We start from the raw sequence: 13,821 nt of genomic DNA, 5'->3' as shown, positions 1-13,821 counted from the left end.
CAACTAAGCTCAGCCTGCGCTAAGGCTTGGATTTGCCAAGTTTTCTTTTTTTGTCGTGTAAAATGACCAAAAGCATACTTTGTTATTTGACTTGGTCATACTAATCAATAGTGTGATGCAAAGAGGAGGAATAATCAATGAGAACAGATGGAAGAACGAATGATCAGTTACGGAAAATACATATCGAAACGAATTATATTAAACACCCGGAAGGTTCTGTATTGATTTCTGTTGGGGATACGAAGGTGATCTGTACAGCGAGTATCGAGGACCGTGTACCGCCTTTTATGAGAAATCAAGGGAAAGGTTGGATTGCAGCTGAATATTCAATGCTTCCTCGCGCGACAGAGCAACGGAACATCCGTGAATCAAGTAAAGGGAAAGTATCAGGACGGACGATGGAAATTCAACGATTGATTGGTCGTGCACTGCGATCGGTTGTTGACCTTGATAAAATTGGAGAGCGCACTTGCTGGATTGATTGTGATGTGATCCAGGCGGATGGTGGAACACGTACGGCAAGTATCACTGGAGCATTTGTAGCAATGACGATGGCTTTCAACAAACTCATTGAGCAGGATGTCATAAAAAAAATGCCGATAAACGAATTTTTAGCAGCTACATCTGTTGGGGTCGTACCAGATTCCGGAGAAATTTTGGACCTCTGCTATGAAGAGGACTCAAAAGCACATGTAGATATGAACGTAATCATGACTAGTGGAAAAGAATTTGTAGAGCTCCAGGGTACAGGTGAAGAGGCTACGTTCTCTTATAATCAGTTACAAACGATGCTTGAATTAGCGGATAAAGGAATTACAGAACTCATCGAACATCAAAAGGCTGCATTAGGGGATACCCACCTTTTGATCGTAGATAAGTAGGTGATTGAAATGGATAAAATCATCATCGCTTCCCATAACGAGGGGAAGGTCAAGGAATTCCGCAAAATGTTCGAAGAGTTTGGAATCAGTGTAGTTTCTCTGAGAGATTTGGATTTTCATGAAGAGATTGAGGAGACAGGGTCTAGTTTTAAAGAAAACGCAAGCATCAAAGCAGAAACAATCGCAAAAAAACTTCGTACGCCAGTCATTGCCGATGACTCCGGGTTGGTCATTGACGCACTCGATGGACGGCCAGGAATCTTTTCGGCACGATATGCAGGTGAAGAAAAGAATGATGAAGCCAATATCGAAAAAGTACTCGTTGAATTGGAGTCTGTCTCAGAAAAAGAACGTAACGCCCGATTCGTATGTGTTTTAGCAGTGGCCCAACCGGGGAAAGGAACGAGTAGTGTCGAAGGAAAATGTGAAGGACTCATTCTGAACGAGAGAAGGGGCACGGATGGATTCGGCTATGATCCAATCTTCTATGTTCCTTCAAAAGAAAAGACATTAGCTGAAATGACCCCTGAGGAAAAGAACAAAATCAGTCACCGTGCAAATGCACTGCGTGAATTACGAAACACTTGGTCTGAAATCTTTTGAAATCATAAAAGGAGGACCTCACAATGAACGTTCTACTCGTTAGTGATAGCCATGGTCTTACCAAAGAACTGAAAGAAGTTGTCGAACTGCATAAAAACCAGGTCGATGTCATGGTTCATTGCGGAGACTCTGAACTACCGTCAGATGATGAGGGGCTTAAACCTTTTTACAATGTCCAGGGGAATATGGATTTAGGGCATGATGAATTTCCTAATGAAACCCTTATTGAAGAACAAGGATTTCGCTTATTCGTTACCCATGGACATTTATACAATGTAAAAATGTCCTATATGAATTTGGCTTATAAAGCTGAGGAACAAGGAGCGGATCTAGTGTTCTTCGGCCACTCCCATGTTGCAGAATCATTCGAGCAAAATGGAATGGTTTTTGTGAACCCTGGCAGCCTTCGTTTACCAAGAAATCGTCGCGAACGGACGTATGCAATTTGCGAGTGCAAAGACCGCAGTCATATCAGAGTACGATTCTTTGAATATGATGGTGATGAATTGACCGATTTATCAACAGAATATGAACTCTAGTGGAAATGAGCCCACGATCAGAAAGAAAACCATTGACATTTCAATCGGAATTCGATATATTAATTATTGTCGCTGATTGATGCGGGTGTAGTTTAGTGGTAAAACAAGAGCCTTCCAAGCTCTGGTCGTGGGTTCGATTCCCATCACCCGCTCCATTTACACCTTAATATCATGTCTCTACATTATGTCCCAGTAGCTCAGCACGGTCGAGTATGCTTCGTCAGTGATGACAACAGCGTACCGATTGAGCCACATCTAGTCAAACATTCTGAAATCGGGACGACAAAAAATGAATGTGCTTCTTGATATCATGTCCCAGTAGCTCAGCAGGATAGAGCAACAGCCTTCTAAGCTGTCGGTCGGGCGTTCGAATCGCTCCTGGGACGCCATACTTAATACATACTAACGCTTCCTTTGCTTAAAGCTGGGGAGCGTTTTTTTACCATAAAACGAATAGAGAATTGACTTTAAAAAGCTTCATAAAACCACTTAAGCGTGAAAAATTGGACCTGAGTGTCCGTATGAATGCTTCATAAGACACTTCGAGCGCAAAAAACAGGTAAAAGCTGCACCATAACGCTACATATGAAACCCCCTAGTCCGGTACTCCTTTGAATAAAACAGCAAAAATAACTGTAATATAGAATTAATATGTAAACATTTGTTTTTAGGAAGTTAAACTGCTAAACTTGCTTTAAACGATTGATAAAAAGCGGGGAGATTGTTTTGGAAAAAGACCATAAAGGGCCGCGTGACAGTAAAATCGTTTACTTCCCAAACCTTACTGCAAAGCTTGTGAACAAGGGAATGTCAGCCCTTAAACAAAAGAAATATAAAGAATCGCTGAATTTTTTCCGCCAGCTGATCGAAATGGATCCTGATCACCCACAAGGCAACGTAGGAGTAGTCTTGAGCCTGGTTGAGTTAGGTGACCTAAGAGAGGCAAAGGAAAAATGTGACGAGATTCTCAAAAAAGACATCGGTGAGTATTATGATGTCCTTCAAATTTACATATCGATCCTCATCCAATTAGGTGATTATGAAGAAGTCGTAGAAATTCTCGAAGCTGTCATACAAGAACAAAGCTTGCCGCCGCAAATGGCCGAAAATTTCTACCAACTTTTATATTTCAGCCGAAAGATGGCAGAGGAAGAACCGAGTGATGACTTTGTTTTTGAAACGAAATTCTCCGATCAGGAACTTGATCATCTTTCAGAACAATTAAAGTCTTCGGACTCGAAAAAACAATGGCAAGCTGTCCAATCCATAGAAAAGCCAGATCAACCGACTGTCCGCCACGAGTTGAAGAATTTTCTTACATATCCCGATGCCAATCCATCGTTAAAGACCATCGTCTTACAGATGTTGAAAGATGGGGACGCATCAGAAACAATCCGTATACATAAATTCGGCAAGACGATGAGTGTTAGTCCCGATCAACTACATGATATACCGGAAGGACAATTTTACCGACTCGTAAAGACGATCATTGAGCATCAACTTGAACAACAGAATCCGTCCTTGCTAGAAATGGCTGTGCAAATTTGGGATCATTACTTGTTCATGATCTATCCGTTTCAGCCCGAACCTCTTAATGAACAATTATGGGCAGTAGCGGTTCTTGAAGTTGCACATAGGTTGAATGGTATGGATTATGATGGAGACGAACTGCAGGTTGCTTTTTCATTGGATGAAGAATTACTTGATGATGTGGTTGAAAAGATCTTGGAAATCGAACGTCTATCGATGAAAGAAGTCGGTCTGCAGGATGACCAGCCGAACTAGTTGAAAACCAATGTTCATGTGTTATAATGTAGTGGTTGCAAACTCATTCGTACGTTAATGAAGTTATAAGAAGATAAATGTTGGAGGGAATTATAGTCATGAGTGTAAAATGGGAAAAGCAAGAAGGTAATCAAGGTGTATTGACCATTGATGTCGATGCTGAACGTGTAAATGAAGCATTGGATCAGGCGTTCAAGAAGGTCGTTAAAAAGGTGAACGTACCAGGCTTCCGTAAGGGGAAAGTACCACGTTCAATGTTTGAAAAGCGTTTCGGGGTAGAAGCACTTTATCAGGACGCTCTAGATATACTGCTTCCTAGTGCTTACAGCCAAGCAGTAGAAGAAACAGGAATCGACCCTGTTGACCAACCTGATGTTGACATCGAGCAAATGGAAAAAGGTAAAAACCTTGTTTTCAAAGCGACTGTTACTGTAAAACCTGAAGTTAAACTTGGCGAATACAAAGGCCTTGAAGTTGAAAAGCAGGACACAGAAGTGACAGATGAAGATGTACAAGAAGAATTGACAGCTCTTCAAAAGAAGCATGCTGAACTGACAGTTAAAGAAGACGGTAAAGTTGAAAAAGGCGATACTGTCGTTATCGACTTTGCAGGATATGTTGACGGTGAGGCATTCGAAGGTGGAACTGCTGAGAATTATTCTCTTGAAATCGGTTCTGGTTCATTCATTCCAGGATTCGAAGAGCAGCTAGAAGGTGAAGAAGCTGGAGTTGAAAAGGATGTCGAAGTAACATTCCCTGAAGAATACCATGCTGAAGAGCTTGCTGGAAAAGCAGCAACATTCAAAGTTAAACTCCATGAAATCAAGCAGTTGGAACTTCCTGAGCTTGACGATGAATTCGCTAAGGATGCAAATGAAGAAGTTGAGACTCTTGATGAGTTGAAAACCCAAATCAAAGAGCGTCTTCAAAATGATAAAACAACTCAAGCTGAAAATGAAATGAAAGATCAACTTGTTCAAAAAGCGTCTGATAACGCAGAAATTGATGTACCAGAAGCAATGGTTAATTCTGAACTTGACCGTATGATGAAGGAATTTGACCAACGTCTACAAATGCAAGGTATGAACCTTGATATGTACTACCAGTTCTCAGGAACTTCTGAAGATCAATTGAAAGAACAAATGAAAGAAGACGCTGAAAAGCGTGTTCGCACAAACTTGACTCTTGAAGCGATCGCAGAAGCTGAGAACTTCGAAGTATCTGAAGAAGAAGTTGAAGAAGAAATCAAGAAAATGGCTGAAATGTACCAAATGGAAGTTGATAAGATGAAGCAAATGCTAGCTATGCAAGGTGGACCTGACCTGTTGAAGGGTGATTTGAAGGTTCGTAAAGCAATCGATTTTCTTGTAGAGAATAGCAAGACTGTTGCATAATATAAAGTAAGTTATAAAACAAGGCGCGAATTTTCGTGCCTTGTTTTATACAAAAATGACTCTATTCAGCATCGAGAATCATTGTGTGTAAGTAACAAAAATATATTTTTTATTTAGGAATCGTCTTCCTGTTTTATGACTATACTGATACATATCACCGATTGAAATTTACATAACAAAGCGTTATTATTTTTGTTTTACGGCTCTTCGTGATAAAATCAAATACATAACAATAATGGATTCCAACGACAGATTTGTTACTCCCAAAACATATTGGAAATCTTTCAATGTGTAAAATACACACGATGACAAATAACTAAAAGTAACAATTCATCCAAACCATTCTTAGGGGTGATACAATGTTTAAATTTAATGAAGAAAAAGGGCAATTGAAGTGTTCTTTTTGTGGGAAGACACAAGATCAAGTACGTAAACTGGTTGCCGGACCAGGTGTCTATATTTGTGATGAATGTATTGAATTGTGTACAGAAATCGTAGAAGAGGAACTTGGAACGGAAGAAGATGTAGAGTTCAAAGATGTTCCGAAACCACAAGAAATTCGGAAAATCCTTGATGATTATGTAATCGGCCAGGACCAAGCGAAAAAATCGCTGTCCGTAGCGGTTTATAACCATTACAAGCGTATCAACGCATCTAAAAAATCTGATGATGTTGAGTTGGCAAAAAGTAATATCGCAATGATCGGACCGACTGGTAGCGGTAAAACATTACTGGCTCAAACATTAGCACGTATCCTTAATGTACCTTTCGCAATAGCTGATGCTACATCTTTAACTGAAGCTGGTTACGTAGGGGAAGATGTGGAAAACATCTTGCTCAAATTGATCCAGTCTGCAGACTATGATGTTGAAAAAGCAGAACGAGGTATCATTTACATCGATGAAATTGACAAGATTGCACGTAAGTCTGAAAATCCATCGATTACACGTGATGTATCTGGTGAAGGTGTACAACAAGCTTTACTTAAAATCCTTGAAGGAACAGTTGCAAGTGTACCTCCTCAAGGTGGACGTAAGCATCCTCATCAAGAATTCATCCAAATCGATACCACGAATATCCTGTTCATTTGTGGTGGAGCATTCGATGGAATCGAACAGATTGTCAAACGTCGTCTCGGTAAGAAAGTAATCGGATTCGGGACTGAGACTTCCGAAAAGGCTGAACTTAGACAAGGTGAATACTTATCAAAAGTATTGCCTGAAGACTTGCTTCGATTCGGGCTTATACCTGAATTCATCGGTCGTCTGCCGGTTACATCCAGCCTGACGCCGTTAGATGAAGAAGCATTGGTTGAAATCCTGACCAAACCGAAGAACGCACTTGTAAAACAATACAAGAAGCTGTTACAGCTGGATGATGTTGAGCTTGAGTTTACTGATGATGCTCTTAGCGAAATCGCGAAGCAAGCTATTGAACGTAAAACCGGAGCACGTGGTCTGCGTTCCATCATTGAAGGCATCATGCTTGATGTAATGTTCGATCTTCCATCACGTGAAGATATCAACAAGTGTGTCATTACCGCAGAAACAGTTACGGATAAAGTGCCGCCACAGCTTGTTCTTGAAGACGGTACCGTTATCGATGAAAAAAAGAAACCTAAAGAAAGTGCATAATGAATGATTGATAAAGCACTCTGCTTCGAGCAGAGTGCTTTTTGCTGTTATAAATTATAAGTAAATTCCTGCATCCAATTCAGAAAATAACGTTTAGTCCAACACATGCTCGGAGATACTAAAGGATACCAAAACACATACATATAGGAGGGGAAGGCATGAGTTGGACAGGAATAGCATTGATCATCCAGCTGTTCTTTGGAATAATCATCGGTCTCTACTTTTGGAATTTACTGCGAAATCAACGGACTCAAAAAGTCTCGATAGATAAAGAATCACGGAAGGAAATGGATCAGCTTCGAAGATTGAGAAGCATCTCGTTAACCGAGCCATTATCTGAAAAAGTAAGGCCCTCACGCTTTGATGAAATTATCGGCCAGGCTGAAGGAATCCGGGCTTTAAAAGCTGCGCTATGCGGTCCTAACCCACAGCACGTCATCATTTATGGTCCACCAGGAGTCGGGAAGACAGCTGCTGCAAGGATTGTGTTAGAGGAAGCAAAGAAAAATGCCCGCTCCCCCTTCAAACCCACTGCTGTTTTTGTAGAGTTGGATGCAACGACAGCACGTTTTGATGAGCGTGGAATTGCTGACCCGCTGATCGGTTCTGTTCATGACCCGATCTATCAAGGTGCGGGAGCAATGGGTCAAGCTGGTATTCCACAACCGAAACAAGGGGCAGTCACGAATGCGCATGGTGGAGTGCTTTTCATCGACGAAATCGGAGAACTACATCCGATCCAAATGAACAAGCTTCTTAAGGTTTTAGAAGATCGCAAAGTGTTTTTGGAAAGTGCTTATTACAGTGAAGAGAATAACCAGATTCCTCAGCATATCCATGATATTTTTCAGAATGGATTACCAGCAGATTTCCGCTTGATTGGTGCAACGACGCGTACTCCTGAGGAAATTCCCCCTGCTATCCGATCAAGGTGTCTTGAAATCTTTTTCAAAGAGCTTACTGCCAATGATATTATCCGCATTGCAAGGAGAGCGGTTGAGAAAATCCATTTTACGATTGAAGAAAGTGCCTTAACCTTACTTTCCAAATATGCTCGGAATGGCCGCGAAGCAGTCAACAGTGTTCAGATCGCAGCAGGTCTGGCGATAACTGAAGACCGTAGCCATCTGACGAAAAATGATATCGAATGGGTCCTCCATTCAAGTCAGCTGTCTCCTCGAATGGAATCCAAGATACATCCAGTTCCTCGAGTGGGTAATATCAACGGATTAGCGGTCTATGGACCTAATACTGGTGCCCTTCTTGAAATTGAAGCGACCGTGATTCCATCAAAAGAAAAAGGCTCGATTATGATTACCGGTATAGTTGAGGAGGAGAGTATTGGAAGCCAATCCAAATCAATAAGACGTAAAAGCCTGGCGAAAAGTTCAGTTGAAAATGTTTTGACGGTCCTCAGAAGAATGGGCGTTCCTTCTGGCAGCTATGACATCCATATCAATTTCCCAGGTGGTGCTCCTGTCGACGGCCCTTCAGCAGGTATAGCAATCGCAACCGCAATTTATTCTGCGATCAAGGGCATTAAAGTGGACAATCAAATAGCCATGACGGGTGAGATCAGCATACACGGAAGCGTAAAACCTGTTGGCGGTGTGTTTGCAAAAGTTTCAGCCGCAAGTCAAGCAGGCGTCAAAACTGTCTTTGTGCCGAAAGAAAACCAACAATCGATCCTTAAACAAATCGAAGGTATCGAAATTGTATACATCGAACACTTAGAAGAGGTTTTCGAACACGTCTTCAAGGAAAAATACCATAAAGAAAGAGTCGATAGTATCACTACGCAAGAGTCCTCGCCAAAGGTCGTTTGAGGCGGGGGTTTCTTTTTGTAGTTGGGTCTATTCTTTTTTCGAATTTCATTCCAGATCCTACAAGCACCTTGTACTCTCCTTACTGGGGTATCTCTTATCCCCGTTGTGTCGAGAAGTTGATTAGAGAAAATTTATGGCTTATCACTTTCAACTTGCCATGATGAAATACGTTGATTTGTGAATGGTACTTATTAGACAAAGCTTAGATTTACGGGTAAAATTGATAAGATGAAATACCTATTTTTTGTTATGATCATGAAGCTGACTAAAATGCTTTTTTCCGGCTTTGCTGGAGAAATCAGTCAAAAGAACATAGGATCAGCGTGTTAAATAGAACTTGGAGGTGTGTTTCTATGGCTCAAACGAGAAAAATACCATTGTTGCCACTAAGAGGTCTTCTTGTTTATCCAGGTATGGTTCTCCACTTGGATGTTGGACGCAAGAAGTCTGTACAAGCCCTTGAGAAAGTAATGATGGATGACCAGCACATATTTTTATCCACTCAAAAAGAAGTGGCCATAGAAGAACCAACGGAAGATGAAATTTATAAATTAGGGACGATTGTAAAAGTCAATCAAATGCTAAAGCTTCCGAATGGAACAATCAGAGTCCTTGTAGAAGGAATTCAACGCGGGGAAATCACTTCGTATAAAGATGATGAAGAAACAGGATATCTTGAAGTGAAGGTCAAATTGATCGAGGAGCGTGATGAGGCAGATGCTGAAGAGATGGCTCTGATGCGTACCTTGTTGCATCATTTCGAACAATACATAAACCTCTCGAAGAAAGTGACAGCTGAAACACTTGCATCTGTCCAAGACATCGAAGAGCCTGGCAGATTGGCGGATATCGTCTCGTCCCATTTGCCGTTAAAGATCAAACAAAAGCAAGAAATTTTAGAAACGCTCGAGATCAAAGACCGTCTTAATAGAATCATTCAAATTCTGAACAATGAAAAAGAAGTCCTCGGTCTTGAAAAGAAAATCGGCCAGCGCGTAAAAAAGTCAATGGAACGGACCCAGAAAGAATATTATCTTCGCGAACAGATGAAAGCCATCCAGAAGGAACTGGGTGACAAGGAAGGTAAAACTGGAGAAGTCACGTCACTACGGGAAAAAATCGAAGAATCACAAATGCCGGATAACGTTCGGAAAACGGCGCTGAAAGAACTGGATCGGTACGAAAAAATGCCGCAAAGCTCTGCTGAAAGCGGCGTGATCCGCAACTATATCGATTGGCTCTTGAATATTCCTTGGGTAAAAGAGACGGAAGACAATCTCGATATCAATCATGCTGAAAAGATCCTGAATGAGGATCACTATGGACTTGAAAAGGTAAAGGAAAGAGTCCTTGAATACCTCGCTGTACAACAGCTTACAAATTCACTAAAAGGACCGATCCTATGTTTGGTAGGACCTCCAGGAGTCGGGAAAACATCTCTCGCCCGGTCAATTGCGAGGACGCTTGGCCGCAACTTCGTCAGGATCTCGCTCGGTGGTGTAAGGGATGAGGCTGAAATCCGCGGACACCGTAGAACATATGTCGGTGCGATGCCAGGACGACTCATCCAGGGAATGAAAAAAGCTGGTTCAGTGAACCCGGTATTTTTACTTGATGAAATCGATAAAATGTCCAATGACTTCCGCGGCGATCCGGCATCAGCTTTATTGGAGGTGCTTGATCCTGAGCAAAACAATACGTTCAGCGATCATTTTATTGAAGAACCTTATGATTTATCAAAGGTGTTGTTCGTAACGACTGCAAATAATATTTCAACGATTCCTGGACCGTTATTGGACAGGATGGAAATGATTCAGATTGCTGGGTATACTGAAGTTGAGAAGCTCCACATCGCGAATCAATACCTTGTGAAGAAGCAGACCAAAGCACATGGATTGACGAAAGGGAAGCTCCAAATCCGTGATGAGGCACTCATGCAAGTGATCCGTCGATATACACGTGAAGCTGGTGTACGTAATCTCGAAAGGCAAATCGCTTCCTTATGCAGAAAAGCAGCAAAAGAACTCGTTTCAGGCGATAAAAAACGTGTCATCATTACCGAGAAAACGCTTGGAGATTACCTGGGCAAACCTAAATTCCGATACGGACAAGCGGAAGTAGAAGACCAAATCGGTGCGGCTACGGGTCTCGCTTATACGACAGCTGGCGGAGATACACTTTCCATAGAGGTTTCAGTATCTTCTGGGAAAGGGAAGCTGATCTTGACTGGGAAACTTGGCGATGTTATGAAGGAATCTGCACAGGCAGCTTTCAGTTATATTCGTTCTCGTGCTGAAGAATTGAATATCGATCCCGAGTTTTCTGAGAAAAATGATATCCATGTCCACGTGCCAGAAGGTGCTACACCAAAGGATGGTCCTTCAGCAGGGATTACGATGGCTACAGCGCTTATATCAGCACTGACTAACCGCCCTGTCCGAAAAGAAGTCGGGATGACCGGAGAAATCACGCTCCGAGGTCGTGTACTTCCAATTGGCGGTTTAAAAGAAAAAACATTAAGTGCCCATCGAGCAGGATTGGAGCGGATCATTTTCCCTAAAGAAAATGAAAAGGATCTGGATGATATTCCGGATAGTGTAAAGAAGGATCTCACCTTCATACCTGTCTCTCATTTGGATGAGGTATTAAAAGAAGCATTGATAGGTGGGGAAAAATGAAAGTAAATACAGCTGAACTGATTATCAGCGCCGTGAAGAAAGAACAATATCCGAATGATCAGAAACCGGAAATCGCACTTGCCGGACGATCAAACGTCGGAAAGTCATCGTTCATCAACAAGATGATCAACCGTAAGGCACTTGCCCGGACTTCTTCAAAACCCGGCAAGACACAAACGTTGAACTTTTATCTTCTGAATGACACGATGTATTTTGTTGATGTCCCTGGTTATGGTTTCGCGAAAGTTTCCAAGTCAGAACGCGATGCCTGGGGGCGGATGATCGAGACCTACTTGATGGAAAGTGAGCAGTTAAGGGCAGTTGTCTTATTAGTCGATTTGCGTCATGCACCATCAAAGGACGATCAATTGATGTATGAATGGCTGAAGCATTTTGAAATCCCTGTGGTTGTTGTAGCGACAAAAGCAGATAAGATTCCTAAAGGGAAGCACCAACAGCACATCAAAAAGATCCGTGAAACCCTTAAGGTTGAAAAAGGGGAGTCTGTCCTCCTATTTTCAGCAGAAACATCGTTCGGAAAAGAAAAAGTCTGGTCTACTATTGAGAGCCTTATATAAGCTAAAACCCTCCTTGTTTTAAAAAATAGGGAGGGTTTTTTGTTTTTATGTAGAAGGTAGTACTTAGGATACTTTTGAGAAAGTAGGACTAAGGTGCTGTTTAGTTCGTCTTAGATAAGGGAAATATACAGTGGTTGAGAGAAATAGAAAGTATGGTTGGTAGAATGACAGGGGGCATTGTCACCTCTACATACTTTATTGGATGTTATGAAAAATCAGCGTTTATGGTCTGTTTGCCACTGTATGTTTCTCTCAAGAGTAGTATCCAAAAATCTACAGAAAGAGGGTCAAAACAGAATGAAAAAAGTTAGTTTATGGGCTGTCATGGTATTAGCATTCTCGATGCTTCTGGCAGCATGCGGTGGTTCAGATGGCGGAGGAGGAGCTGATGGAGAGTATGACCTCAAAGAAGATGGAAAGTTCACGTTTGCATCTTCCGGAGAATTCAAACCGTTCAGTTCTACTAATGCAGAAGGTGAAATGACAGGCTTCGATATTGAGGTAGCTGAAGCGGTTGCGAAAGAACTAGGTTTGGAACCCAACCCACAGAAATTCAAATTCGCAAGTATCGTTGAAGGTGTAAAAACTGGACGGTTCGATGCAGCGGTGGCCAGCCACACAATCACACCTGAACGTGCAGAACATGTAGATTTCTCCGTTCCATATTACTATTCAGGTCCACAAATTTTCACAAGACCAGATAGCGATATTGAAACGAAGGATGACTTGAAAGATAAAGAAATCGCAGTTTCAAAAGGTTCGACATACGCGAAAAGTGCTGAAGAGGTGACAAGCAATATCAAAATTTATGATAGTGATGTTACAGCACTTGAAGCGTTAAGTGAAGGGAAGCACGATGCAGTCATCACAGACTTTGTTACTGGTAAGGAAGCAATCGGAAATGATTTCAAGATCGAAGGTAAAGAACTTCTAGGACGTAGTGAGCAAGCAATTGCTGTCGCAAAGGATAATGAAAAGCTTCTTGAAGATATCAACGCAGCACTAGAGAAGCTTAGAGAAGATGGAACTTTGAAAGAACTGAGTGAAAAGTACTTTGGGGACGATATCACATCTGATCCTGAAGGGAAATAAGAATTGAATTTGGAAAGATAACGAATGTGCGCAGCTTTGCGCACATTTGTTACTTACAACACGTATTGCATAACTTTTCCAAAGGAACTATAGGACTTAATCTTATCAACTTGATTTTTGAGGTTTTAAGGAGCTGATACACTTTGCCTAGTTTTTCGCACTTTTTTTCAACATTCCTAGAGAGTTATCCTGTCTTTTTCAAAGGGATGCTTTTAACGCTGCAAGTAACCGCAGTATCGATACTAATTGCTATATTCATAGGTCTTTTCTTTGCGTTGCTGAAAATTTCTAAAGTCAAAGTTTTGGAAGCAATCGCTAATGTTTATATTTACATCGTCCGTGGGACACCACTAATCGTTCAAATCTTCATCTTTTACTTCGGATTATCTGAAATGAATATCTCAGGTTTCTGGTCTGCGACACTTGCACTGGCTTTCCATAATGGTGCGTATATTGCAGAGATTTTCAGAGGTACGATCCAATCCATTGATAAAGGCCAGATGGAAGCAGGACGTTCATTAGGTATGACGAATGGATTGACCATGCGTCGAATCATATTGCCTCAGGCTTTTCGGCGCGCACTTCCACCACTCGGTAACCAATTCATCATTGGATTGAAGGATTCATCATTAGCAGCATTCATCGGAATGTACGAGCTGTTCAATGTTGCCACAACTTCAGGTTCAAATAATTTCGATTCAATGACTTATCTACTAATCGTAGCTGTATATTATCTGATTCTTGTGTTCTTATTGACAGCTGTCGTCAGCATGATGGAGAAGAAGCTATCTGCAAGTGATTAAGGGAGTGA

12 protein-coding genes and 2 tRNA genes are annotated in these 13,821 nt (G+C 41.5%); all 14 read left to right on the top strand.

All coding sequences use genetic code 11. The features are described 5' to 3' along the window. Window positions 1–137: 137 nt before the first annotated feature. The 14 genes from rph to ACTWQL_RS11790 all read left to right on the top strand — a co-directional run bounded on the left by rph (window position 138) and on the right by ACTWQL_RS11790 (window position 13,813). Window positions 138–881: a ribonuclease PH gene (rph, locus tag ACTWQL_RS11855; RefSeq protein ID WP_443142648.1), complete on the top strand. Its 744-nt coding sequence runs from the start codon at window positions 138–140 to the stop codon at window positions 879–881. 9 nt (window positions 882–890) lie between these two features. Next, the gene (locus tag ACTWQL_RS11850; RefSeq protein WP_443142647.1) at window positions 891–1,484 is read left to right on the top strand and encodes an XTP/dITP diphosphatase; all 594 of its coding nucleotides are present in this window, start codon (window positions 891–893) and stop codon (window positions 1,482–1,484) included. A 23-nt stretch (window positions 1,485–1,507) separates the two neighbouring features. Beyond that, complete coding sequence (locus ACTWQL_RS11845; RefSeq protein ID WP_443142646.1) at window positions 1,508–2,023, top strand: metallophosphoesterase family protein; 516 nt, start codon at window positions 1,508–1,510, stop codon at window positions 2,021–2,023. A gap of 81 nt (window positions 2,024–2,104) precedes the next feature. Continuing rightward, window positions 2,105–2,178: transfer RNA gene (locus ACTWQL_RS11840), tRNA-Gly, on the top strand. Window positions 2,179–2,194: 16 nt separating this feature from the next. Then, complete coding sequence (locus ACTWQL_RS11835; RefSeq protein WP_443142645.1) at window positions 2,195–2,329, top strand: hypothetical protein; 135 nt, start codon at window positions 2,195–2,197, stop codon at window positions 2,327–2,329. A gap of 6 nt (window positions 2,330–2,335) precedes the next feature. Further along, window positions 2,336–2,412, top strand: a tRNA-Arg gene (locus ACTWQL_RS11830). A 337-nt stretch (window positions 2,413–2,749) separates the two neighbouring features. Further along, window positions 2,750–3,808, top strand: a complete 1,059-nt coding sequence (locus ACTWQL_RS11825; RefSeq protein WP_443142644.1) for a hypothetical protein — start codon at window positions 2,750–2,752, stop codon at window positions 3,806–3,808. 98 nt (window positions 3,809–3,906) lie between these two features. Then, entirely contained in the window at window positions 3,907–5,202 is a 1,296-nt protein-coding gene (gene tig, locus ACTWQL_RS11820; protein WP_443142643.1) for a trigger factor, read from the top strand. Between the two features lie 359 nt (window positions 5,203–5,561). Next, complete coding sequence (gene clpX / locus ACTWQL_RS11815; RefSeq protein ID WP_443142642.1) at window positions 5,562–6,836, top strand: ATP-dependent protease ATP-binding subunit ClpX; 1,275 nt, start codon at window positions 5,562–5,564, stop codon at window positions 6,834–6,836. A gap of 158 nt (window positions 6,837–6,994) precedes the next feature. Further along, window positions 6,995–8,662 (top strand): ATP-dependent protease LonB, encoded by a 1,668-nt coding sequence (gene lonB / locus ACTWQL_RS11810; RefSeq protein WP_443142641.1) that lies wholly within the window; start codon window positions 6,995–6,997, stop codon window positions 8,660–8,662. 353 nt (window positions 8,663–9,015) lie between these two features. Next, entirely contained in the window at window positions 9,016–11,340 is a 2,325-nt protein-coding gene (gene lon / locus ACTWQL_RS11805) for an endopeptidase La (protein ID WP_443142640.1), read from the top strand. Further along, a complete protein-coding gene (yihA, locus tag ACTWQL_RS11800) occupies window positions 11,337–11,918 on the top strand; it encodes a ribosome biogenesis GTP-binding protein YihA/YsxC (protein WP_443142639.1) in 582 nt (193 codons plus the stop codon). The genes lon and yihA overlap by 4 nt, the downstream gene beginning before the upstream one ends. A 297-nt stretch (window positions 11,919–12,215) precedes the next feature. Continuing rightward, a complete protein-coding gene (locus ACTWQL_RS11795; RefSeq protein WP_443142638.1) occupies window positions 12,216–13,010 on the top strand; it encodes a transporter substrate-binding domain-containing protein in 795 nt (264 codons plus the stop codon). A gap of 143 nt (window positions 13,011–13,153) precedes the next feature. Further along, window positions 13,154–13,813 carry an amino acid ABC transporter permease gene (locus tag ACTWQL_RS11790; protein ID WP_443142637.1) on the top strand — a complete coding sequence of 220 codons (660 nt, stop codon included), beginning with the start codon at window positions 13,154–13,156 and terminating at the stop codon, window positions 13,811–13,813. The last annotated feature ends 8 nt before the right edge of the window (window positions 13,814–13,821 follow it).

It is taken from the genome of Pseudalkalibacillus sp. R45 (genome assembly GCF_052246725.1).
Taxonomy (GTDB): Bacteria; Bacillota; Bacilli; order Bacillales; family Fictibacillaceae; genus Pseudalkalibacillus.
This window is presented reverse-complemented; position numbering and strand designations above follow the sequence as displayed.